The sequence below is a fragment of the Sphingomonas sp. Leaf37 genome (assembly GCF_920939475.1).
Lineage (GTDB): Bacteria > Pseudomonadota > Alphaproteobacteria > Sphingomonadales > Sphingomonadaceae > Sphingomonas.
The window spans coordinates 685,817-709,050 of the sequence record NZ_CAKLAX010000001.1 but is presented as its reverse complement, the minus strand read 5'-3'; the positions used below and the strand labels follow the sequence as shown (position 1 = coordinate 709,050).

The following is a 23,234-nucleotide window of genomic DNA, read 5'->3' as shown; positions in this document are numbered from 1 at the left end:
TACCGCAGACCGGGAGCATGCGGGATAGGACAAAATGTCCTATTTTGCGATGCAGCACACAGGCGTAGCGGACATGACGATGCGAACACCCCCGTTCCCCCTCACGCGGCTCCGGACCGCTGCCGTCGCGCTCTTCGCGCCTGCCCTGCTGGGCGGCTGCGACTGGGTGGTGATGAACCCGTCAGGCGACGTCGCCCGGCAACAGGCCAATCTGATCCTGTGGTCGACCGGCCTGATGCTGCTGATCATCGTCCCCGTGATCGCGCTCACCATCCTGTTCGCATGGAAATACCGCCATACGAACGAGGAGGCGGAATATGCGCCGAACTGGGACCATTCGACCGGGCTGGAGCTGATCATCTGGTCGGCACCGCTGCTGATCATCATCGCACTCGGCGCGCTGACGTGGATCAGCACGCACGCCCTCGATCCCTATCGTCCGCTCGCCCGGCTCGCATCGGGCCAGCCGCTGGCGAAGAACGACAAGCCGCTGGAAATCCAGGTCGTGTCGCTCGACTGGAAGTGGCTGTTCATCTACCCCGAACAGGGCGTGGCGACGGTCAACGAACTGGTCCTGCCGATGAACCGGCAGGTGCGGTTCCGGATCACGTCGTCGTCGGTGATGAACACATTTTACGTGCCCGCGATGGCCGGCATGATCTATTCGATGCCGGGCATGGAGACGCGGCTGCACGCGGTGCTCAACAAGCCCGGCCGGTTCGAGGGCTTCAGCGCCAATTACAGCGGTGCGGGCTTCTCGGAAATGCGCTTCACCGTCGACAGCATGGATGACGCCGGCTTCGCCAAATGGGCCTCGGAGGCGCGCACCGCGCAGAAGACGCTCGATCTGCCGACGTACGTCCAGCTGGAAAAGCCCAGCGAGAAGGTGCCGGCGATCCGCTATGCCTCGGTCGCGCCGACGCTGTTCGATCGCATCGTCGGCATGTGCACCAAGCCGGGTGAAACCTGCATGCAGGCGACGATGATGAAGGACGGTGCGCACGATCCGCGTCGCGACAGCGGCCATGGTGCCCCCGTCAACGACAGCGGCCACATGCGCGGCAGCGAGTCGAAAGGCGCACTGCAGAAGGAGCCGGAGGAGAAGGGCAGCAGCCCGCATCGTAACGCGCCCCGCCCCGCGGCGCCCGGCAGCAACAAGCCTGGCAACGAAGACAACCGATCCATGACTTCCATCGACCCGCTTCCGGCGCTGCTCGCCGGAAACGCGGCCGCTCGATCCTAGGACGAACCTGATGTCCGACGCTTTTCTGAAGACCATTTTCGGGCGGCTGACGCTCGAGAGCTTCCCGATCCACGAACCGATCCTGATCGCGACCTTTGCCATGGTCGCACTGGGCGGCGCGGTGCTGGTCGGCGCGCTGACCTATTTCAAGGTCTGGGGCTATCTGTGGAAGGAGTGGTTCACCAGTGTGGACCACAAGAAGATCGGGATCATGTACATGATCCTCGGCATCGTCATGCTGCTGCGCGGATTCTCCGACGCGATCATGATGCGCATCCAGCAGGCGATCGCCTTCGGCGCGAACGACGGCTACCTGCCCGCGCATCACTATGATCAGGTGTTCACCGCCCATGGCGTGATCATGATCTTCTTCGTCGCGATGCCGTTCGTCACCGGATTGATGAACTATGTCGTGCCGTTGCAGATCGGCGCCCGCGACGTGTCGTTCCCCTTCCTCAACAACTTCAGCTTCTGGATGACCGCGGCGGGTGCGGCCATCGTGATGGCAAGCCTGTTCGTCGGCGAATTCGCCCGCACCGGCTGGCTGGCGATGGCGCCGCTGTCGGGGCTCGATTATTCGCCGGATGTCGGGGTCGACTATTATATATGGTCGCTGCAGATAGCCGGCGTCGGGACCCTGCTGTCCGGCGTCAACCTGCTCGCGACGATCGTCAAGATGCGCGCGCCGGGCATGAGCCTGATGAAGATGCCGATCTTCACCTGGTCGGCGCTCGCCACCAACGTGCTGATCGTCGCCGCCTTCCCGGTGCTGACCGCCGTGCTCGCGATGCTCAGCCTCGACCGCTACGTCGGCACGCACTTCTTCACCAACACCATGGGCGGCAACCCCATGATGTACGTCAACATGATCTGGATCTGGGGTCATCCGGAAGTCTATATCCTGATCCTGCCGGCATTCGGTGTGTTCAGCGAGGTCACCTCGACCTTCTGCGGCAAGCGTCTGTTCGGCTATACGTCGATGGTCTACGCCTTGCTGGTCATCACCATCCTCGCGTACCTCGTCTGGCTGCACCACTTCTTCACCATGGGGTCGGGAGCGAGTGTCAATTCGTTCTTCGGCATCACCACGATGATCATCTCGATCCCGACCGGGGCCAAGATCTTCAACTGGTTGTTCACCATGTACAAGGGACGCATCCGCTTCGAATTGCCGATGATGTGGACGATCGCGTTCATGATCACCTTCGTCATCGGTGGCATGACCGGCGTGCTGCTCGCGGTGCCGCCTGCCGACTTCGTCCTCCACAACTCGCTGTTCCTGATCGCGCACTTCCACAACGTGATCATCGGCGGCGTGCTGTTCGGGATGTTCGCCGGGATCAACTACTGGTTCCCCAAGGCGTTCGGCTTCAAGCTCGATAAGAAGTGGGGCACGATCAGCTTCTGGTTCTGGGTGATCGGCTTCTATGTCGCGTTCATGCCGCTGTACGTGCTCGGCCTGATGGGCGTGACGCGCCGCCTGCGCCATTTCGAGGACCCGTCGTTGCAGATCTGGTTCATCATCGCCGGCATCGGTGCCGCGATGATCGCGGTCGGCATCGCTGCGTTCCTGATCCAGTTCTACGTCAGCTTCCGCAACCGCGAGGCACTGCGCGACTTCACCGGCGATCCGTGGAACGGCCGCAGCCTGGAATGGGCGACCTCGTCGCCGCCGCCAGCGTACAACTTCGCTTTCACGCCCGTCGTCCGCGATCTGGATGCCTGGTACGACATGAAGTCGAACAATGCCGTCCGTCCGATCAACGGGTTCCGCGACATCCACATGCCGCGCAACACCGGCGCGGGGATCATGCTGGCGGGCCTGTCGATGGTCTTCGGCCTGGCGATGATCTGGTACATCTGGTGGCTCGCGGCGCTGTCGCTGCTCGGCCTGGTGGCGGTCGCGATCGGTCACACCTTCAACTACGACCGCGACTATTACATCCCTGCCGATGAGGTCACCGCCGCCGAGGACGAACACACCCGGCAGCTGAACGCCCGCGCAGCCGTGGCGGGAGCCTGAGGATCATGAGCGAAGCGACCATCCCCCCGGGCACCCAGGCGCCGGTCTTCTACGAGACCGACGAACATCATCACGACGCCGGCGGCAGCACGATGCTGGGCTTCTGGCTGTACCTGATGAGCGACTGCCTGATCTTCGCCATGCTGTTCGCATCGTATGGCGTGTACGGCGGCAGCTATGCCGGCGGACCGCAGCCGCACGAGATCTTCAGCCTGCCGCTGGTGGCGCTGAACACCTCGATGCTGCTGCTGTCGTCGATCACCTACGGTTTTGCGATGCTGTCGATGAACGACGGCAAGGTGCGCGCCGTGCAGGGCTGGCTGGCGATCACCGGCCTGTTCGGCCTCGCCTTCCTGTGCATCGAATTGTACGAATTCTCCGAGCTGATCCATGAGGGCGCCGGGCCGCAACGCAGCGCGTTCCTGTCGGCGTTCTTCACCCTCGTCGGCACGCACGGGCTGCACGTCACCTTCGGCCTGATTTGGCTGGTGACGCTTATGGTGCAGGTCGGCCGCAAGGGGCTGATCGCCGCCAACCAGCGCCGCCTGCAATGCCTGTCACTGTTCTGGCACTTCCTCGACGTGATCTGGATCGGCGTCTTCACCTTCGTCTACCTGTTGGGAGTCCTGCGATGAGCAGCGAGAACCCGGTCGTGTCCGGCCAGCCCCATCACGATCATCCGAACGACAATGCCCACGGTCATGGCCATTCGTCGGACGAGGCGCACGGCACCCGCAAGGACTATGTCATCGGTTTCGTGCTGTCGGTGATCCTGACCGCGATCCCCTTCGGTCTGGTCATGAGCGGCATCATTGCCGACACGCGGATCACCGCCGGCATCGTCATGGTGTTCGCGCTGGTGCAGATCGTCGTTCACATGGTCTACTTCCTGCACATGAATTCGAAGTCGGAGAACGGGTGGACGCTGATGGCGCTCATCTTCACGATCATCGTGCTGACCATCTGCCTCGCGGGATCGCTGTGGGTGATGTATCACATGAACACCAACATGATGCCCGGCATGTCCTCCGGAGACATGGGCGCGATGTGACGATGCGCAGGGCGATCGTTACAGGCCTGTTGCTGGCCACGATCACCCTGCTGATCGGCCTGGGCGTCTGGCAGATCGAACGCCGGACGTGGAAGCTGGCGCTGATCGCGCAGACCGAGCGGCAGTTGCGCGCGGCTCCGGTCGCGGCCCCGCCGCCATCGGCTCCGATAGATGCGGACGACGCCTACAAGCCCGTCGTCGCCACCGGTCGCTATCGCGCCGGCACGGACACGTACGTTCAGGCCGTGACCGACCTCGGCGGCGGGTTCTGGGTGCTCACCCCGTTCGATACGGATCGCGGCTTCACCGTGCTGGTAAACCGCGGTTTCGTGCCGGCGGACCAGCGCGGCAAGGTCGCCCCGCCGACTGCCCCGCAGAGCATCCGTGGCCTGCTGCGCCTCACGGAGCCGGGCGGCGGTTTCCTCCGCTCCAACGACCCGGCCGGCGACCGGTGGTACTCCCGCGACCTCGCCGCCATTGCCGAGGCAAGGCATCTCGGTCGGGTCGCGCCCTATTTCATCGACGCGAGCGAACCCCGGACCGGCTGGCCCCGCGGCGGCATGACCGTCGTCCGCTTCCGCAACAGCCACCTGGTGTACGCGCTGACATGGTTCGGACTCGCGCTGTTGGTCGCCGTTATGGCCTGGCGCGTGCGGAGGCGAATTTAATCGGTCGAGCGGCGCGGTGCGCCACCCCCAACTCGTCACTGCGAGCTACCGGGCGTCTGGTTCCATGCGCCGACCGAGGTCCGATCGATATCCAGACTCGCAGGACGGGGACGGCCGCAGAGACATCGTCACCCCGGACTTGTTCCGGGGTCTACCGTGCGGCCAAGGGAGCAGGTGGAGCCGCTCGTCATTCCCGCGCGGCACAGTGGACCCCGGAACAAGTCCGGGGTGACGAACGAAGACAGAAGGATTACCGGTCCTGAATATCGAGTGGCGCCAATTCATCGGGGATGGCGGCCCAGTGTTCGTTCAGAGGCAGGCGATCCGCAGCTAATCGTCCAGCTTGGCTCCATCCAGCGTCCGCCGGACCCGCGCCTGCTCGACGGCATCCGCTTCCCGCTCCGCCTTCGTCCGCCCGAACTTCGCGCGGTTCGCTTCGGCCGTGATTGCCGCCGCCGTACGATCCCGCGCTTTCCTGATACGGCGCAGGTTGACGATCTCCGCCATCCTATCGCTCCGCTGCGCGCGCTTCGGCCGCGCGCTTCACCGCGCACCAGCGCTCCCATTCGTCGCGCGCATCCGCCAGCGCCCGATGCGTGGGCACATCGCGGTCGCGCACCTCGGCGAGCGTGATCACGTCCGCCACCGCCACGCCCAGATTCGCCGCCGGCACCGCATCGCGCAGGATCGCCGTCGCCGTTTCGCGCTGCGCATCCTCGGTATCGCGCAACCGCAGCGCGTGGCGCGGCAATTTCGCGGCGCGCAGCAGCGCGCTCAGCCATTTGCCGTCCCATGATGGTGCGCTGGCGAACAGTGCGTGGCCGCTGAGCACCTCGACCATCCGCCGCGCAACGATGTCGTGCGGCGTGCCCTCCGCCTCCAGCGTCGCGCGCGGGATGTGGTGGATCGCCTCCGCCTCGGCATCCCAATCGTCCCATTGCAGCGGTGGGCGGATCAGATGACTTTCGTCGCGGCCGTCCTCGAACACCCAGGCGACCTCGATCGGATAGCTCTTCTTGGCGAGCGACGAGGCTTCGAAATCGAGGAACACCAGCATGACGGTTGAACGCGTACGCGGCAAAAAGGGGTGCCGTCTAGTGGCCCGATCGCCGCCACAGGCCGCGCGCGAGCCGGCCAGCCAGCGCCGGCAGCCCTGGCCTCAGCAACAGCCAATCGCGGATCGCCGGCCCCTTGTCGGCGCCGATCACCTGTTTGTAGCCGCTGTCGCCCGCGCCCCAGTCGACCCGGCCGATCCCACGCCCCAACGCCTCGACGAGGTTGCGGTAATACAGCAACTTGCCCGGTGAATGCTTGGCGTAAGCGGGATCGTAGCTGTTCGCGATCGCATATTTCAGATCGCCGGCATCGAGATCGAACGAAAAGGCCGCCGGCTTGCCGTCGATCGTCAGCAGCGCCGCGCGAAGCATATCGGCGATCACCGGATCCGCCGCGGCCGCGCGCCAGAACGCACCATGACCGGTGGTGGTGAATTTCGCGTCGGAGCCATCGGTGCGCGCGGCGATCCAGCTCGCCTGTTCGATGTCCGCAAGCGCATCGAACGCCGCGGGCCAGTCGGCGCCCGTCAGGAAACGCCAGTCGGGCGCGCCATGGGCCGCCAGATGCTTTTCGTGGAAGCGGTTCTTGCGCAGCGTCGAACCGCGCGGCCACGTTCCCTCTGCCTGCAACGCCGCCATGTCGAGCAGCCAGCTGTCGGCGACGAACCGGTCGAGCACCGCCCATCCGCCCGCCCGCGCTGCCGCGATCAATGGCATCGCCGCGACATCGTCGTCGTACACCGGCCCGATCCGCAAGCCGTTGAGCGATCCGGCGAGCGTCGACAGCGCCGCTTTCACCGTGGCCTCGCCCGCAAACGTCGCAACCGGAAAACTGCGGAACGGCCAATAGGACCCCGGCACCGCCGCCAGTTTCAGCCACGTCGGCCCGACGTCGACTAGCGGCAACGCCAGCGATGGCTCGCCATCCTCCTCGACGAGCAAGGTACGGGCGCGACCGCCATAGGCATTCAGGGCCGCGGCATACCAGCCGTAGCGCAGGAAGGCCTGCCCGGGCGCCGCGGCATCGGCCACGGCGTCGATCGCTGCGGCAAGGCCATCGGCGACGCTGCCCCGCGCCACCGGGGGCAGGCGTTGGAAGTCGGCGAGGAACATCGGTTTGGTCACAGCGTGGGGCTGTAGCCGCGATCCGTTACCAACCTGTGCAGATTGCGACGGGCCGTGCACCCTTTCGCGCGCCGCGAAGTGACCTATGATGCGTCCCATGCCGACGTTCTTTCAGGTTTCGACGATCGCCCAGACGATCCAGCTGTCGCTCGCGCCGGTGTTCATGCTCGCCGCGATCGGTCAGATCCTCAACGTGCTCGCCGGGCGGCTGGCACGGGTGATCGACAGGGCGCGGGCGCTGGAAGATCGCGTATTGGGCAGCGAGGGTGCCGACCGCAAGCGGTACGTCCGCGAACTGAAGCTGCTCGACGAACGGATGTCGATCATCAACGGCGCGTTGTTCCTGGCGGTATCGAGCGCGGTGATGGCATGTATCGTCATCGCATTGCTGTTCGTTGCCAACATCGCGAGTTTTCACATCGGGACGTGGATCGCGTTGGCGTTCATCGTCGCGGTGTCACTGCTGATCTGCTGCCTCACCGCCTTCATGTGGGAAGTACGGGTCAGCCTGCGCGCAATCCACGTGCGAAAGGAAATCCTGTCGTGAACGTCCGGGTCGAACGCCGCATCCTGCAAATCGTCGTCGCGCTTGCCTGTATCGTGCCGCTGAGCGTCGGCGGGCAGAGCATCGTGCAGGGTCCAGCCTTCCTTGGCCATCCGCCGGTCGTCCCGACCGATCTCGACAGCCATTTCCGCTACATTTCCGGCATCTTCTTCGCAGTCGGCGTCTCGTTTGCGACCTGCATACCGCGGATCGAGACGAGCGGGCCGCGGTTTCGGCTGCTCGGCGCGCTGGTGGTGGCGGGCGGTCTGGCGCGCGTCGTGTCGCTGGTCGCCGTCGGTGTGCCGTCCGCCGGTCATGTCTTCGGGTTCGGCATGGAACTGGGCGCCGTCCCGCTGCTGATGCTGTGGCAGGCCAGCTTCGCCCGGCGATGGCGGGCGCACTTGCCATCGTCGCAGGCGTAGCGCGGCGCCGGCGGGTCAGCGCCCGTCGAGCCCCTTCCCCACGTCGGCCTGCGGCAGATAGCGCGGCGCAACCCGCGCCTGCGCCCGCTGTTCATAGGCATAACCGGCGCCCAGCACGGACGCCTCGCCGTTCCGCGTCGCGATGAACGACAGGCCGACCGGCAGGCCCTTCACCAGACCCATGGGCACGGTCAGATTGGGATAGCCCGCGATCGCCGGCAGCTCGGACGACGACGGCCCGTTATACTGGTCGCCATACACCGGATCGCTCAGCCACGCGCCCGCATAAGTCGGCTCGACCAGCACCTTCGCACCCGCACTGCGCAGCATGCCGTCGATCGCCTCGCTCGCCAATTTGAACGATCTGGCGCGCGCTGCCTTGTAGGCGGGATCGTCCAGTCCCCTCGTCTTCGCCGCCTCCTCGAAGATCTCCTGCTGGAAGAACGGCATCTCCTCGGCCGCATGCGCGCGGTTGAAGGCGATCAGCTGGTCGAGCGTTCGCGCGGTGACGCTCGGCGGCGTGGTCGCCAGATAGGCGTCGAGGTCCGCCTTCAATTCCGTCTTCAGCACCGTGAATTCGGCATCGCCGATCCCGTCGAGTTTGGGCGCCTTCACCTCGACCAGCACGGCCCCTGCGCTGCGCAGTACCTCGAGCGCCGCATCGTAGCGCGCCGCCACCTCTGCCGACAACGACGCCGGCCTCAACACAGCGACGCGTACGCCCGACAGCGCGCTGACCGACAGGCCGGCGGCATAGTCGGGTCCGCCGGCCGCCATCCCCTGCAACAGGATTGCGGCATCGCGCACGCTGCGGGCCATCGGCCCCGGCGTGTCCTGCGAATGGCTGATTGGCACGACATGCTCGCCGCTGATCAGCCCGATCGTCGGCTTCAGCCCCACCAGACCGTTGATCGACGAGGGACAGACCACCGAGCCGTCGGTCTCGGTCCCCACAGCCGCCGCCGCAAAGCTCGCCGCCACCGCCGCGCCCGATCCCGAGGAGGACCCGCAGGCGGTGCGATCAAGCGCATAGGGGTTGCGCACCAGCCCGCCGATGGCGCTCCACCCGCTCATCGCATGCGTCGAGCGGATGTTGGCCCATTCCGACAGGTTGGTCTTGCCGAGGATCACCGCACCCGCCGCCCGCAGCGCCGCCACTACCGGTGCGTCGCGCCCGGTGACATTGTCCTTCAATGCCAGGCTGCCCGCCGTCGTCGCCATCCGGTCGGCGGTTTCGATATTGTCCTTGATCAGCACCGGTACGCCATGCAGCGGACCCCGCATGCGCCCGGCGCTGCGTTCCACATCCAGCGCCTTCGCCTGTGCGATTGCGTCGGGGTTGACGGTGATGACGCTGCGCAACGTCGGGCCCTTGCGATCCATCGCCGCGATCCGGTCGAGATAGGCGCGCGTCAGCTCGGCGCTGGTCGCCTTGCCCGCCGTCATCAGCGCCTGCACCTGTTCCAGCGACACCTCTTCGACCTTCACGTTTCTCGCCGCAGCCGGCACGGCGGTGGCGGCGAGCAGAAACCCTAGAAACATCCGGCGCATTGGAACCCCCTGTCGTATCGAAACGATGCTACCGCGACGCGGCGCCCGCGCAAGCGAGCGGCGCGCGATTGACCCGATGGCGATCACGCGGCACTCCGTCCTCTTGATCTGCATCAATACCGAAGGACGTCCGTGGCATTCGCATTCAAGATCATCGGCGGAGTCTTGCTATTACTGATCGTGGCGGCAGGACTGGCCGTAACGATCGCGCCGCGCTTCCTCGATCGGATCTATTATCGGGGCGATGCCAGCGATCACTACGATGGCGAACGCTTCTTCAATCCCGACAAGGATGAGGACACGCTGCGCGTGCCCCCCGGCCGCGGTGGCCGCGCCGGCTTCTTCTGGCGGCAGTTCACCGGGAGCGACGGCCGCCCGGCCTGGCCCGCCAGCGTGCCCGTTGCCGCCTCGAAACCCGCTGCCCGCGTCGAGGGCGAACGGATGGTGGTGACGTGGATCGGTCACGCCAGCGTGCTGATCCAGACCCAAGGCCTGAATATTCTGACCGACCCGGTCTACGCCGACCGGGCCGGCCCGATGGGCTTCGGGCCGAAGCGCGTCGCCGCTCCCGGCGTGGCATTCGACGATCTGCCGCGGATCGACCTCGTGCTGGTCAGTCACAACCATTACGATCACCTCGATCAGGCGACGCTCAAGCGCCTGTGGCAGCGCGACCGGCCGCAGATCGTCACCAGCCTCGGCAACGACAGCGTCATCGGCCAGACCGGTGCGAAGGCGATCGCCCTCGACTGGGGCGGCAACGCCACGCTGACCGCGGCCGGGCTGAAGGACACCAGCACCGACATCCGTTGCGATCCCGACAGCTGGTGCCCCGGCGACCGCGCCCGCGTGTTCATCACCCGCAACCACCATTGGGGCAGCCGCTGGTTCACCGATCGCAATCGCGCCCTCTGGTCCAGCTTCGTCATCGCACTGCCGAGCGGCGGCAACGTCTTCTTCGCCGGCGACACGGGCTTCGGTGACGGCCTCTGGCCGGCGGAGGCTGCCGCCTACGGCCCGGTCCGTTTCGCGATGATCCCGATCGGCGCCTTTCGCTTCGCGCCCGGACAAATGAGCTCCGGCAGCCACATCGGCCCGGCGGAGGCTGCGCTGGTCCACCAGCGACTGGGTGCCGCGCGGTCGCTCGCGATCCACTGGGGCACGTTCCGCCTGTCGTACGAGGGATACGACACGCCGCCGAGGATGCTGGCTGCGGCGATGCGGTGCACCGGTGGCACGGGGTTCGCCGCCGCCGCGATCGGTGTGCCGTTCGAGGTCGCGCCATATGCAAAGCCACAAACGGGCAAGCCGCTGGAGCCGGCCGCAATGCTGGCGTGCATGGACACGCCCGCGGTGAAGGCGCTGCACTGATACGGGAGCGTACACGCCCCTCCCCATCGTTTCAGTTCTGTCGAAACGTCTGTGCCAGCCCGTGGTACAGCTTCTCGCGACACACCAGCTGGCTCGCCCAATCCGCCAGAAACGCGGTCGCGAACATCGGCAGCAGCAGGCCACGGCTCGCCGTCGTCTCCGACAGGATGATCACCGCCGTCAGCGGCGCTCGCACGACGCCTGCGAAATAGGCGACCATTCCCAGGATCACCACCGCCCCCGCCGGATCGTTCGGGAACACCGCGTGCAGCAGGTTGCCCACGCCCGCACCGACCGCGAGGCTCGGCGCGAAGATCCCCCCGGGCAGGCCCGCCACCGCGGTCGCCAGTGTCGCCAATGCCTTTGCCGGGCCGAACCACAAGGGCGCATCGACGCCGACGATCATCGCCCGCGCCGCGGAATAGCCCGTTCCCCACGTCAGCCCGGTGGTGAACACGCCGAGCACCGCCACCACCGTTCCGCACAGTCCGGCGAAAGCGACGGGGTGCGCCTTGCTCCAGCGCGTCACCGCATGCCGCCCGCTCGCCAGCCCCAGCACGACGCGCGAGAACAAGCCGCCGAACGCGCCGCCCGCAATCCCCGCTACCGGCACCACCAGCAGCGCGCTGGCGATCGGCATGTGCGCGCCGATCGCGCCGAAATAGACGTAGTCGCCGGCGAGGCTCTGCGCGACCATGCCGGCGATGACGATCGACGACAGCACCAGCAGCGTCACCTTCTGCTCATAGGCCGCTGCAAGCTCCTCGATCGCGAACAGCACCCCGGCGAGCGGTGTGTTGAACGCCGCAGCAACACCCGCCGCGCCGCCGGCGATGATTACCGCGCCCTGCAACGGCACGCGCAACAGCCGGTGGCTGACGCCCATCACCGCGGCGGCGATCTGCACCGTCGGCCCCTCGCGCCCGACGCTCGCGCCGCACAGGATCGCGCCCATCGTCAGCACGACCTTGCCGACGACGGTCTTCACCGCGATCAGCCCGCCGGTCGCCGCCTGCGGATCGGGTCGCGCCGCCATCACCTGCGGAATTCCCGATCCGCGCGCCAGCGGTACGAACGCGCGCGTCACCCACACCAGCGCCATGAAGCCCAGCGGCGTGGTGACCAGCGGTAGCCAGTGCCAGTGCCGCGCATAGGTGCTGAACAGCATCCCCATCTCGTCCGACGCCTCGGCGAACAGCACCGCGACGATGCCGATCGCGATCGCCCCGGTGATCAACGCGATCCGCCGCCGGAAGCGGACGCTGGTCGGCCCGCGGGACCGCAACAGGGCACGAAAACGATGGGGCGTCCACCGGCGGGACCGGGTCGCAGGGCGTTGATCGGGCATGGCTTTACCCTAACGCAGACCGTCAGTCCGCGATACGGGCGATGGATCAATCCACGAATATCGGCGCCCGGCGGGCCATGTTTGCGGCGACCGCCTCCATCATGTTGGACTTGCCGATCACCTTCAGCTGCTCCTCCGTCTCCGCCTCCAGCATGGTTCGCGGATCGGCGTCGTGCGCCATGTTGAGCAACCGCTTTGCCCCGCGGATCGCGTGCGGCGAGCGACCGGCGATCGCCTTTGCAAGGGAAAGCGCCTCCGTCAGCGGATCGTCCGCCAACCGCGTTACGAAGCCATGGCGCAGCGCTTCGTCCGCATCGAATTCGCGCGCGGTATAGACCAGCTCGCGCAGCACATCGTCGCGCACCAGCCCGCGCCAGATCGGGAAGCCCGCCATGTCGGGCACCAGCCCCCAATGCGTTTCGCGGATCGCGAACCGCGTCGCGGGCGCAGCGATGCGGATGTCCGCGCCCGACATGATCTGGAACCCGCCGCCGAAGGCGACGCCGTGCACCGCGGCGATCACCGGCATCGGCAATTGCCGCCAGCCCCAGGTGACGTGCTGCGGCAGGATGCTCCCTTGCGCATTGCGCTCCTTCGACGTGCCGGAGCCGCCCCGCGCCATGCTCTCCATGTCGAGCCCGGCGCAGAATCCCCTGCCCTCGCCCGACAGCACGACGCAGCGCACGTCGGTACGGGTCGCCAGCGCATCGATCGTCGCGCCGATGCCTTCGAACATCGCAGGATCGATCGCGTTCATCTTGTCGGCGCGCGTGAGACGGACATCGGCGATCCCGTCGGTGACGGTCAGCGTGACGCGGTCGTTCATGGCATCTCTCCTTTTGCGGCCAGGCTAGGCCAGCCACTCGCGTTGCGCTACCGCCGTCACCGTGTAGAGGAGCGCGGATGAGCGGCTTCAACATCGATGCTTTCCTCGCGCACCGCTTTGCCGGACACGCGGGCCTGCTGGGCATCACCTATCATGCCAAGGGCGACGGCTGGGTCGAGCTGGCGCTACCCTATGCCGATACCTTGATCGGCGACCCGGATAGCAAGGTGCTGGCGTCGGGTCCGATCATCGCGCTGATGGACATGGCGACCAGCGTCGCGGTGTGGGTGAAGCGGGACAAGTTCGCGGCTCAGGCAACGCTGGACCTGCGCGTCGATTATCTGCGCCCGGCGACGCCCGGCCGCACCGTGATCGGCCGGGGCGAATGCCTGAAGGTCACCCGGTCGATCGCCTTCGTTCGCGGCATCGCCTATGACGAAACGCCCGACGATCCGCTGGCGCATGTCGCCGGCACATTCATGCTGATGGATGCGCTCGCATGAGCCTGCCGCCCTATGCCGAGCTGCTCGGCATCACGCTGGAGCCGCGCGACGGCGCTGCACCGTTGTTGGAAATGCCGTTCGGGGACGACGTGCTCGGTCGCCCCGGCTTCCTGCACGGCGGCGCGATTGCCGGATTGCTGGAAGTGGCGGCGATCGTCTCGCTGCAACATGCGCTGACCGAGGAAGGCGGAGGCCGGATCAAGCCGGTCAACGTCACCGTCGACTTCATGCGCGGTGGTCGCGACAAGCCGACCCGTGCGGAAGGGATCGTCACCCGCCTCGGCACCCGCGTCGCCAACGTCGAGGCGATCGCATGGCAGGACGACCGCGCCAAGCCGATCGCGCATGCGCGGATGAACTATCTGATCGCGCGGGATTAACTCGCAACGGAGAAGCCCCTCCCAGTCAGGGAAGGTGTTGGGTGGGGGACATCTCACCGAGACCAGCGCCAGTTGACTCCTCGACCCCGCCCCCTCCTCTGAAGCGGAGGGGGTTCGGCATGGTTTACCCCCGCGCCACTGCGGCTGCATCCGCGATCTGCGCCTCTGTCGGCGTCACGCCGGTGTAGAGCACGAACTGCTCCACCGCCTGCAACACACCGATCGCCGCGCCGGTGATGACCCGCTTGCCCGCCGCCTGCGCCGTCCGCAGCAGCGGCGTCTCCGGCGGCAATGCGACCGCATCGAGGACGATGTCCGCCGCCGCGATCGTGTCGCTATCGAACGCCATCGCCTCGGCATCCGCGCCTTCCATGCCGAGCGGGGTGACGTTGGCGAGCAGTCCCGCGGTCCGTGATCCCACCTCGGCCGCGCAGTCCCAACCGACCGACTCCGCCAGCGCACGTCCCGTCGCCTCGTTGCGCGCCACGATCGTACCCTGCGTCAGCCCGGCGTCGCGCAACGCGGTTGCGACCGCCTTGCCCATCCCGCCCGAACCACGCAGCAGCACGGTCGTGTCGGCAGGCAGCGCCGCCTGCTCCATCAGCGTTTTGACCGCCGAGTAATCGGTGTTGTAGCCGGTCAGATGCCCGGCATCGTTGACGATCGTGTTGACGCTGTCGATCGCCGCCGCCGATCCCTTCAACTCGTCGAGCAGCGGAATCACCGCCTCCTTGAACGGCATCGACACCGCGCACCCCCGAATGTCGAGCGCCCGGATACCGCCGATCGCGGCGGGCAGATCGGTGGTGGTGAACGCCTTGTAGACATAGTCGAGGCCGACCAGCTCATACAGCCGATTGTGGAACCGCGTGCCGAAGTTGCTCGGCCGGGCGGAGAGCGACATGCACAGCAGGGTGTCGCGGCCGATCAGGGGTTTGGTCATGGTTTCTCTCTTCTCATTCCTCCCTCGCGTCTGCGGGGAGGCGCGGTGGAAGGGGCGTTTCCCCAAGCACCACGTCCGATGCTTACCTCCCCCTCCGTCAGCCTGCGGCTGCCACCTCCCCCTCGCGGGGGAGGAATGCAGGTCACTTCGCCGTTAGCCGGATCAACCGGCCCTGCGACTTGCCGCCGTCCTCGATCACCCAGATCGCGCCGTCCGGCCCCTGTTCGACATCGCGGATGCGCGCGCCCATCGGCCATTGATCGCCCTTTTTCGCGTTTTGTCCGTCGAGATCGACGCGAATCAGTGCCTGCGACGACAGCCCGCCGATGAATGCATCGCCTCGCCATTGCGGGAACATCGACCCGGAATAGATCATCAGCCCGCCCGGCGAAATCACCGGATTCCACCACACCTTGGGCGGCTCGTAGCCGTCGCCGGGCGCATGATCGGGAATGTCGCGGCCATCGTAATGGCTGCCGTTCGACACGTTGGGATAGCCGTAATTGCGCCCCGGCATCACGAGATTGAGCTCGTCGCCGCCCTTCGGCCCCATCTCCTGTTCCCACAACCGCCCCTGCGCATCGAAGGCGATGCCGAGCAGGTTCCGATGGCCATAGCTCCACACCTCCGGCGCGAAGCCCTTCGCCACCAGCGGGTTGCCCGGCGCCGGCTTGCCGTCGAGCGTCAGACGCAACACCTTGCCCAGCGTCGCCTGCGGGTCCTGCGCCGGCGTGAACTTCTGCCGTTCGCCGTTGGTAAAAAACAACGACTGGCCATCCGGGGAAAACGCGATCCGCCCGGAATAATGCCCGCCGCCCTCGACGAAGGGCCGCGCCTGGAACAGCGCCTCGATTTCGCCCAGCCGCTCGCCGCCGTTACCGTCGGCGCGCAGCCGGCCGCGCGCCAGCACCACGCCCTTGCCGCCCGCACCGGCGGTCGAATAGCTGAAGTAGATCCGCTTGCTGCTCGTGAAATCGGGGGCGGGCACCACGTCCATCAATCCGCCCTGCCCCGCAGCATCGACCGTGATCGTGGCGATCGTCTGGCGGCGCTTGCCGTCGGCGGACAGCAGGATCATCTGCCCTGCTTTTTCGGTCACGACGATGCGGTCGTCAGGCAGGAACGCCATCGCCCACGGAGAGACAAAATCGGCGACGACCGTCTCGCGGAACGGCTTGGCCGAGGGCGGCGTCTCGCCGGCCTGCCCTTCCACGGGGGCGTTGCCCGAACAGGCGATGAGGGCGATCGGCAGGGTGGCGAGCAGGCTTAGGCGCATGAATATCTCCCGGTTTCCACGGCGAACGCCTGACTAGCCGCGATGGATGCTTGTTTCCAACCCGGCCTCGACGTATATGGCTGATGCCTTCTCTAACATCGTCAGGTGAAAGAGGCTGCGGGGGACGACCTCCGCGGCGGCGAAGACCTGTTATCTGGAGCTTGCATGGCGGACGTCGCCCACCTCACGCAATTGATCGAACCCGAGGCCCGCGCGCTGGGCTTCGACCTCGTGCGCGTGAAGATGATCGGCGGCAAGTCCGACCCCACGTTGCAGATCATGGCGGAACGCCCCGAGACCGGGCAGCTGACGATCGACGATTGCGCCGATCTGTCGCGCCGCGTCTCCGATGCGTTCGACGTGCTGGAAGCCGAGGGTCGCGACCCGATCGAAGAAGCGTACCGGCTGGAAGTGTCGTCGCCCGGCATCGATCGCCCGCTCACCCGGCTGAAGGATTACGCGACCTGGGCGGGCCATGAGGCGCGGATCACGCTGGTCGAGAAGATCGACAACCGCAAGATCCTGACCGGCGACCTCGTCGGTATCGAGGGCGATCAGGTCACGATCGACGTGCGCGGCCACACCCGCATGACCGTCGGCCTCGATGCGATCCACGATGCCAAGCTGACGATCACCGACCGGCTACTCGCCGCCACCGCACCCCTTTCCAGCGAAGGCGCGGACGAATTCGAAGAGGTATCCGAGGATGCCGACACCAACGACAACGACTCCTTGAACGAAGGACAGAAGTAAGATGGCCACCGTCGCCACCGCCAACCGCGCGGAACTGATCGCGATCGCCAATTCGGTCGCATCGGAAAAGATGATCGACAAGAGCATTGTCATCGAAGCTCTGGAAGAAGCGATCCAGCGCGCCGCCAAGACGCGCTACGGCATTGAGAACGACATCCGCGCGAAACTGGACCCGACCACCGGCGACCTCCGCCTGTGGCGCGTCGTCGAGGTGGTCGAGGCGGTCGACGATTACTTCAAGCAGGTCGACGTCACACAGGCGCAGAAGTTGCAGCCGGGCGCGGTCGTCGGCGATTACATCGTCGACCCCCTCCCCCCAATCGAATTCGGCCGCATCCAGGCACAGGCATCGAAGCAGATCATCTTCCAGAAGGTCCGCGATGCCGAGCGCGAGCGCCAGTATGAAGAGTTCAAGGATCGGCAGGGCGAGATCATCACCGGCGTCGTCAAGCGCGTCGAGTTCGGCCATGTCGTCGTCGATCTGGGCCGCGCCGAGGGGGTTATCCGCCGCGACGCGCAGATCCCGCGCGAAGTCGTCCGCGTCAACGACCGCATCCGCAGCCTGATCCTCAACGTCCGCCGCGAGAACCGCGGGCCTCAGATCTTCCTTAGCCGCGCGCACCCCGACTTCATGAAGAAGCTGTTCGCGCAGGAAGTGCCGGAAATCTACGACGGCATCATCACGATTCAGGCCGCCGCCCGCGATCCCGGTTCGCGCGCCAAGATCGGCGTCATCAGCCGCGATTCGAGCATCGACCCGGTTGGCGCCTGCGTCGGCATGAAGGGCAGCCGCGTGCAGGCCGTCGTGCAGGAAATGCAGGGCGAGAAGATCGACATCATCCCCTGGTCGCCCGACATCGCCACCTTCGTCGTCAACGCGTTGCAGCCGGCGTCGGTCAGCCGCGTCGTGATCGACGAAGAGGAAGAGCGGATCGAGGTCGTCGTGCCCGACGATCAGCTCAGCCTCGCCATCGGTCGCCGCGGCCAGAACGTCCGCCTCGCCAGCCAGCTGACCGGCAAGGCGATCGACATCCTGACCGAGCAGGACGCGAGCGAGAAGCGCCAGAAGGAATTCACCGAGCGCACCGAGATGTTCCAGACCGAGCTGGACGTCGACGAGACGCTGGCGCAGCTGCTGGTCGCCGAAGGCTTCGGTGCGCTGGAAGAGGTCGCCTATGTCGAGCTCGACGAGATCGCCGGGATCGAGGGCTTCGACGAAGACCTCGGGCAGGAACTCCAGAGCCGTGCACAGGAAGCGCTCGATCGCCGCGAAGCCGCGAATCGCGAGGAACGTCGCGGTCTGGGCGTCGAGGACGCGCTGATCGACATGCCATACCTGACCGAGGCGATGCTGGTCACGCTCGGCAAGGCGGGCATCAAGACGCTCGACGATCTTGCCGATCTCGCCACCGACGAATTGGTCGAGAAGAAGCGCGTCGAACCGCGCCGCCGCAACGAGGACGCACCCAAGCGCCCTGAGCCGAAGGGCGGCATCCTGTCCGAATACGGCCTGTCCGACGAGCAGGGTAACGAGATCATCATGGCCGCGCGCCAGCATTGGTTCGCCGATGACGAGGCTCCTGCTGCCGAAGTGCCTGCCGCTGCTGCGTCGGACGAAACGGCCGAGGGTGAGGAAGCCTGATGCCGTTCGTCTCCATCCGCATCTCCGGCAGCGCGACTCGCGACCAGAAGGCGGGGATCGTCGCCGACGTGACGTCCTCGCTGGTGTCGCGCCTCGGCAAGAACCCCGCCGCGGTGCAGATCGTGATCGAGGAAGTGTCGACGGAAAATTACGGCGCCGGCGGGCAATTGCTCGCCGACCGCGACGCCCCCAAACCGAGGGAGGACGCGCATGCGGTTCCCTCACAATGATGCGCTAACGCTCCATCAGGTTCGCGCTGTGCGTAACGGCTCGCGGGTGACCGCGGGGACGATCGTGTGCGCGTCGCCCAGCCCCCCCCGTCACCCCGGACTTGTTCCGGGGTCCACTCCTCCGCGTGGGAAAAGCCCGCGATCAATCCAGCGGCGGCAACCCGAGCGCGACCGCCAGATCGGCCCAGTCGGGATTATCTCGCTCGATCAGGTTCTTCTTCCAGTCGCGACGCCAGGCCTTGATCCGCTTCTCGCTGTCGATGGCGGCTTCCATCGTGTCCGCCATCTCGAACCATACCAGGATCACGACGCCGTAGCGGCTGGTGAAGCCCTCGAACGCGCCATCACGATGCTGCATGATCCGACCGACGAGGTTGGACGTGACGCCGGTGTAAATCGTCCCATTGAAGCCGTTGGCGAGCATGTAGACGCACGGTTGCCTGTCCCTCACAACCTTCACTCTGCGGCCCCGTGGACCCCGGAACAAGTCCGGGGTGACGGAGTCGGTGTCGCATCCGGCGTTCCCTACCTCCGTCGTCACCCCGGACTTGTTCCGGGGTCCACCCGTCCACACGCGGAAAGCCTGCGCTTGATCCGACGACACCCCGGATCAAGCGTTGAGACAGCGGGGGCCACGGCATGACCGACCCCGTCCGCAAGTGCATCCTCACGCAGGACCGCGATCAGCGCGACAACCTCATCCGGCTCGCGCTGTCACCCGACGGCACGATCCTGCCCGACGTGCGCGCCAAGGCACCCGGACGTGGTGCGTGGATCGGCGTCACCCGGACTGAACTCGAAGAGGCGATCGCCAAGAAGCGCCTGCGCGGCGCACTCGCCCGCGCGTTCAAGGGCGAACCGCTCACGATCCCCGATGACCTGCCCCAGCGCATCGAGGACGCCCTGCAACGCAACGCGCTCGACCGGCTCGGCCTCGAATCACGCTCGGGCGGCCTGTTCACCGGTTCGGAAAAGATCGAGACCGCCGCCCGTTCCGGCCAGCTTCACGCGCTCTACCACGCCGCCGACGCCGGCACCGACGGCAACCGCAAGCTCGACCAGGCATGGCGGATCGGATCGGATCGCGAAGGTTCGCCGCTCAGGGGCTTGGTATTACCGGTGCCGCGCACCATATTGTCGTTGGCGCTGGGCCGCGAGAATGTGGTACATATAGGCCTGACCGACCGCGCTGCCGCCGCGCGGGTGAGCGATGCGCTCGACCGCTGGCTGCATTTTATCGGACCTGAACCCACTCCCGTGCCTTGCGAAACGGCCTCGCAGGGCGCATCGGCGCCCGGACATTACCCCGATACTTTCGGGGCCGAATCCGACGGGCATCGACCGGCCGTAGACGTAAACGAGGAATTTGAGTGAGCGACACCGACAACGAGAAGCCGAAACTTGGCATGCGCACGCCTTTGGGCGTCAAGCGCACGGTCGAGACCGGCCAGGTGAAGCAGAGCTTCAGCCATGGCCGGTCCAACACGGTGATCGTCGAAACGAAGAAGCGCCGCGTGCTCGGCCGTCCGGGCGAGGCACCGGCCGCGCCCGAACCGCAGGTGCAGGCACCCGTCGCCGCACCGGCGCCTGTCGCCGCCCCCGCGCCTGCCCCGCGTCCAGCCCCGTCGAACGAGACGGCGCAGGAGCGTCAGGCTCGCATGCTGCGCGAGGCCGAGGATCAGCGCATGCACGCGTTGGAGGACGCGCGTCGCCGCGAGGAGGCCGCCCGCGTGCAGGCCGCCGAGGACGCCCGCGTCCGTGCTGCCGAGAAGGCAGCTGCCGCGGCAGCGCCTGCTCCGACACCGGAGCCCACTCCGGAACCGACCCCTGTGCCGGTGGCAGCAGCGCCTGCCGCGCCGCAGCCCGCTCCGATGGTTGTGCCAACGCCCGCCGGCCGCGGCTTCCGTCCCGTCGAGCGCCCCGTGCCGCCATCCGCGCCGGTCGAAGCACCTGCGCCCGAGCCCGTCGCGGCACCCGCGCCGGCTCCGGTCGAGGCCGCTGCGCCCGCCCCGGCCCCGACACCCGCTCCCGCACCGCGTCCGGCCACACCAGCGTCTGCGCCTGCACCGACGCTGCAACTCGGCCGCGATCCGTCGATGCCTGCGCCGCGTCGTTTCTCGCCAGTCGCTCGGCCGGAGATTCCGAAGCCGCAGCCCAAGCCGGAACCGGCTCCCGCTCCCGCAGCGGCACCGACGACCGCGTCGGCTTCGTCCGCGGGCGGTGCTGCCTCGCGCAGCCTGCCGTCGGGTCAGGCCACGCCGCGCAACGCACCGCCGAGCCGGCCGACGCAGCGCGATCGCAAGGGCGACGAGCGTCGCGGCGGCAAGCTGACCGTCAATCGTGCGCTTGGCGACGATGGTGCGCGTTCGCGTAGCCTCGCCGCGCTCAAGCGTGCGCGTGAGAAGGAAAAGCGTCACTTCGGCGGCCCGCGCGAACAGCAGGCCAAGCAGGTCCGCGACGTCCAGGTGCCGGAGGCGATCACCGTCCAGGAACTCGCCAACCGTATGGCGGAAAAGGGCGCGGACCTCGTCAAGACGCTGTTCAAGATGGGCATGCCCGTCACGATGACGCAGACGATCGATCAGGACACCGCAGAACTGCTGGTGACCGAATTCGGCCATAACATCGTCCGCGTCAGCGACAGCGACATCGATCTGGCGCTCGACACGACCGAGGATACCGAGGGCGAGCTGAAGCCGCGCCCCCCGGTCGTCACGATCATGGGCCACGTCGATCACGGCAAGACGTCGCTGCTCGACGCGCTGCGCGGCACCGACGTGGTGCGCGGCGAGGCCGGCGGCATCACCCAGCATATCGGTGCCTATCAGGTCACGCTGAAGGACAAGTCGAAGGTCACGTTCCTCGACACGCCGGGCCACGAGGCGTTCACGCAGATGCGCGCGCGCGGTGCGGACGTCACCGACATCGTGGTGCTGGTGGTCGCGGCCGACGACGGGCTGATGCCGCAGACGATCGAGGCGATCAACCACACCAAGGCGGCCGGCGTGCCGATGATCGTGGCGATCAACAAGATCGACAAGTACGAGGCCAATGCCCAGCGCGTGCGCGAGCGCCTGCTGAGCGAAGAAGTGGTGGTCGAGGAAATGGGTGGCGACGTCCAGGACGTCGAGGTCTCCGCGCTCAACAAGACCGGGCTCGATACGCTGATCGAGAAGATCCAGCTTCAGGCGGAACTGCTCGAACTGCGCGCCAACCCCGATCGCGCCGCCGAGGCGACGGTGATCGAGGCTAAGCTCGACAAGGGTCGCGGCCCGGTCGCGACGGTGCTCGTCAACCGCGGCACGCTGAAGGTCGGCGACATCTTCGTCATCGGCGCGGAAAGCGGCAAGGTCCGTGCGCTGATCGACGACAAGGGTCGTCAGGTGAAGGAAGCCGGCCCGGCGATGCCTGTGGAAGTGCTCGGCATGACCGGCGTTCCCTCGGCAGGCGATCCATTGCAGGTCGTCGAGAGCGAGGCCCGCGCCCGTGAGGTAGCGGAATATCGCCAGGGCGTGCTGACGCAAAAGCGCACCACGACCGCACCGGCGAGCCTCGAGAGCATGTTCTCGGCGCTGAAGGCCAATGCCGCGATCGAATATCCGCTCGTCGTGAAGGCCGATACGCAAGGGACTGTCGAGGCAATCGTCGCGTCGATCAACAAGATCTCGACCGATCTCATCAAGGCACGCGTGCTGCACGCGGGCGTCGGTGGCATCACCGAGAGCGACGTTACGCTGGCCGGGGCATCGGGCGCTCCAATCATCGGCTTCAACGTCCGCGCCAATTCCAAGGCGCGCGAGATCGCCGATCGGCAGAAGGTAGCGTTGAAGTACTACGACGTCATCTATGACCTGACCGACGAGATCCGCGCCGGCATGGCCGGACAGCTCGGGCCGGAAGCGTTCGAAACCGTGGTCGGCCGTGCGGAAATCCGCGACGTCTTCTCGGCAGGCAAGCACGGCAAGGCCGCCGGTCTGCTGGTCGTCGAGGGCAACATCCGCAAGGCGCTCAAGGCACGCATCACGCGCAACGACGTCATCATCTACCAGGGTGAAATCGCATCGCTGCGCCGCTTCAAGGACGATGTCCCCGAAGTGCGCGCCGGTCTGGAGTGCGGCGTGACCTTCACGTCGAACTTCGTGGACATTAAGGCGGGCGACTTCCTGGAAACGTTCGAAGTCGAGATGCGCGAACGGACGCTGTAACCTTCTTCTCCCTCTCCCGGCGGGAGAGGGAGGGAGCCGGCAAAGCCGGCGGAAGGGTGAGGACGGGTGGGTGGC

The 23,234-nt window shown here is 66.6% G+C and carries 24 protein-coding genes; 15 read left to right on the top strand and 9 right to left on the bottom strand.

What is annotated here, in order from left to right:
- Nucleotides 1-79: 79 nt before the first annotated feature.
- The 5 genes from cyoA to LRA87_RS03115 are packed head-to-tail and all read left to right on the top strand — an operon-like array spanning nt 80 to nt 4,985.
- A complete protein-coding gene (gene cyoA / locus LRA87_RS03135) occupies nt 80-1,243 on the top strand; it encodes a ubiquinol oxidase subunit II (protein ID WP_230629797.1) in 1,164 nt (387 codons plus the stop codon).
- Nucleotides 1,244-1,253: 10 nt separating this feature from the next.
- A complete protein-coding gene (gene cyoB / locus LRA87_RS03130; RefSeq protein ID WP_230629099.1) occupies nt 1,254-3,266 on the top strand; it encodes a cytochrome o ubiquinol oxidase subunit I in 2,013 nt (670 codons plus the stop codon).
- Between the two features lie 5 nt (nt 3,267-3,271).
- The gene (gene cyoC, locus LRA87_RS03125) at nt 3,272-3,901 is read left to right on the top strand and encodes a cytochrome o ubiquinol oxidase subunit III (RefSeq protein WP_230629097.1); all 630 of its coding nucleotides are present in this window, start codon (nt 3,272-3,274) and stop codon (nt 3,899-3,901) included.
- Complete coding sequence (gene cyoD, locus LRA87_RS03120) at nt 3,898-4,317, top strand: cytochrome o ubiquinol oxidase subunit IV (protein WP_230629095.1); 420 nt, start codon at nt 3,898-3,900, stop codon at nt 4,315-4,317. Before cyoC ends, cyoD begins: the two co-directional genes overlap by 4 nt.
- Nucleotides 4,318-4,319: 2 nt before the next feature.
- Nucleotides 4,320-4,985: an SURF1 family protein gene (locus LRA87_RS03115; protein ID WP_443024834.1), complete on the top strand. Its 666-nt coding sequence runs from the start codon at nt 4,320-4,322 to the stop codon at nt 4,983-4,985.
- 330 nt (nt 4,986-5,315) lie between these two features.
- Here LRA87_RS03115 and LRA87_RS03110 read toward each other — a convergent pair whose 3' ends face one another.
- The 3 genes from LRA87_RS03110 to LRA87_RS03100 are packed head-to-tail and all read right to left on the bottom strand — an operon-like array spanning nt 5,316 to nt 7,165.
- Nucleotides 5,316-5,492: a DUF4169 family protein gene (locus LRA87_RS03110; RefSeq protein WP_230629091.1), complete on the bottom strand. Its 177-nt coding sequence runs from the start codon at nt 5,490-5,492 to the stop codon at nt 5,316-5,318.
- 1 nt (nt 5,493) lies between these two features.
- Nucleotides 5,494-6,042 (bottom strand): 3'-5' exonuclease, encoded by a 549-nt coding sequence (locus LRA87_RS03105; protein ID WP_230629089.1) that lies wholly within the window; start codon nt 6,040-6,042, stop codon nt 5,494-5,496.
- A 37-nt stretch (nt 6,043-6,079) separates the two neighbouring features.
- Nucleotides 6,080-7,165 carry a GNAT family N-acetyltransferase gene (locus LRA87_RS03100; protein WP_230629087.1) on the bottom strand — a complete coding sequence of 362 codons (1,086 nt, stop codon included), beginning with the start codon at nt 7,163-7,165 and terminating at the stop codon, nt 6,080-6,082.
- An 88-nt stretch (nt 7,166-7,253) separates the two neighbouring features.
- Here LRA87_RS03100 and LRA87_RS03095 point away from each other — a divergent pair, with 88 nt between their 5' ends.
- Both LRA87_RS03095 and LRA87_RS03090 read left to right on the top strand, forming a co-directional pair.
- Complete coding sequence (locus LRA87_RS03095) at nt 7,254-7,712, top strand: DUF2721 domain-containing protein (RefSeq protein ID WP_443024833.1); 459 nt, start codon at nt 7,254-7,256, stop codon at nt 7,710-7,712.
- Nucleotides 7,709-8,131 (top strand): DUF4345 domain-containing protein, encoded by a 423-nt coding sequence (locus tag LRA87_RS03090; protein WP_230629083.1) that lies wholly within the window; start codon nt 7,709-7,711, stop codon nt 8,129-8,131. Before LRA87_RS03095 ends, LRA87_RS03090 begins: the two co-directional genes overlap by 4 nt.
- A gap of 15 nt (nt 8,132-8,146) precedes the next feature.
- Here LRA87_RS03090 and LRA87_RS03085 read toward each other — a convergent pair whose 3' ends face one another.
- On the bottom strand, nt 8,147-9,682 hold the full coding sequence (locus LRA87_RS03085) for an amidase (protein WP_443024823.1): 1,536 nt from the start codon (nt 9,680-9,682) through the stop codon (nt 8,147-8,149).
- 132 nt (nt 9,683-9,814) lie between these two features.
- On the opposite strand from LRA87_RS03085, the gene LRA87_RS03080 reads away from it, so the two are divergent.
- Complete coding sequence (locus tag LRA87_RS03080) at nt 9,815-11,053, top strand: MBL fold metallo-hydrolase (RefSeq protein WP_230629081.1); 1,239 nt, start codon at nt 9,815-9,817, stop codon at nt 11,051-11,053.
- A gap of 31 nt (nt 11,054-11,084) precedes the next feature.
- On the opposite strand, the gene LRA87_RS03075 is transcribed toward LRA87_RS03080, so the two are convergent.
- Nucleotides 11,085-12,401: a chloride channel protein gene (locus LRA87_RS03075; protein WP_230629079.1), complete on the bottom strand. Its 1,317-nt coding sequence runs from the start codon at nt 12,399-12,401 to the stop codon at nt 11,085-11,087.
- 46 nt (nt 12,402-12,447) lie between these two features.
- Nucleotides 12,448-13,227, bottom strand: coding sequence for a crotonase/enoyl-CoA hydratase family protein (locus tag LRA87_RS03070; RefSeq protein WP_230629078.1), 780 nt, complete (start codon nt 13,225-13,227; stop codon nt 12,448-12,450).
- A gap of 77 nt (nt 13,228-13,304) precedes the next feature.
- Here LRA87_RS03070 and LRA87_RS03065 point away from each other — a divergent pair, with 77 nt between their 5' ends.
- Both LRA87_RS03065 and LRA87_RS03060 read left to right on the top strand, forming a co-directional pair.
- Complete coding sequence (locus LRA87_RS03065; RefSeq protein ID WP_230629076.1) at nt 13,305-13,730, top strand: PaaI family thioesterase; 426 nt, start codon at nt 13,305-13,307, stop codon at nt 13,728-13,730.
- Nucleotides 13,727-14,110, top strand: coding sequence for a PaaI family thioesterase (locus LRA87_RS03060; protein WP_230629074.1), 384 nt, complete (start codon nt 13,727-13,729; stop codon nt 14,108-14,110). The genes LRA87_RS03065 and LRA87_RS03060 overlap by 4 nt, the downstream gene beginning before the upstream one ends.
- Nucleotides 14,111-14,234: 124 nt before the next feature.
- Here the strand turns inward: LRA87_RS03060 and LRA87_RS03055 are convergent, their stop codons facing one another.
- Complete coding sequence (locus tag LRA87_RS03055; protein ID WP_230629072.1) at nt 14,235-15,053, bottom strand: shikimate 5-dehydrogenase; 819 nt, start codon at nt 15,051-15,053, stop codon at nt 14,235-14,237.
- A gap of 142 nt (nt 15,054-15,195) precedes the next feature.
- A complete protein-coding gene (locus LRA87_RS03050; protein ID WP_230629070.1) occupies nt 15,196-16,329 on the bottom strand; it encodes a PQQ-dependent sugar dehydrogenase in 1,134 nt (377 codons plus the stop codon).
- A 165-nt stretch (nt 16,330-16,494) separates the two neighbouring features.
- Between LRA87_RS03050 and rimP the strand changes: the two genes are divergently transcribed.
- From rimP to LRA87_RS03035, 3 genes are read left to right on the top strand one after another with little or no spacing between them, the layout of a single operon-like run.
- Nucleotides 16,495-17,082: a ribosome maturation protein RimP gene (gene rimP / locus LRA87_RS03045; protein WP_230629068.1), complete on the top strand. Its 588-nt coding sequence runs from the start codon at nt 16,495-16,497 to the stop codon at nt 17,080-17,082.
- 1 nt (nt 17,083) lies between these two features.
- Nucleotides 17,084-18,724, top strand: a complete 1,641-nt coding sequence (gene nusA, locus LRA87_RS03040; RefSeq protein ID WP_230629066.1) for a transcription termination factor NusA — start codon at nt 17,084-17,086, stop codon at nt 18,722-18,724.
- Nucleotides 18,724-18,954, top strand: a complete 231-nt coding sequence (locus tag LRA87_RS03035; protein WP_230629063.1) for a tautomerase family protein — start codon at nt 18,724-18,726, stop codon at nt 18,952-18,954. Before nusA ends, LRA87_RS03035 begins: the two co-directional genes overlap by 1 nt.
- Before the next feature lie 142 nt (nt 18,955-19,096).
- Here LRA87_RS03035 and LRA87_RS03030 read toward each other — a convergent pair whose 3' ends face one another.
- Nucleotides 19,097-19,378 (bottom strand): GIY-YIG nuclease family protein, encoded by a 282-nt coding sequence (locus LRA87_RS03030; protein WP_230629795.1) that lies wholly within the window; start codon nt 19,376-19,378, stop codon nt 19,097-19,099.
- A 215-nt stretch (nt 19,379-19,593) separates the two neighbouring features.
- Here LRA87_RS03030 and LRA87_RS03025 point away from each other — a divergent pair, with 215 nt between their 5' ends.
- Both LRA87_RS03025 and infB read left to right on the top strand, forming a co-directional pair.
- Complete coding sequence (locus tag LRA87_RS03025; protein WP_230629061.1) at nt 19,594-20,328, top strand: DUF448 domain-containing protein; 735 nt, start codon at nt 19,594-19,596, stop codon at nt 20,326-20,328.
- Nucleotides 20,325-23,159 carry a translation initiation factor IF-2 gene (gene infB, locus LRA87_RS03020; RefSeq protein WP_230629059.1) on the top strand — a complete coding sequence of 945 codons (2,835 nt, stop codon included), beginning with the start codon at nt 20,325-20,327 and terminating at the stop codon, nt 23,157-23,159. The genes LRA87_RS03025 and infB overlap by 4 nt, the downstream gene beginning before the upstream one ends.
- Nucleotides 23,160-23,234: the final 75 nt, after the last annotated feature.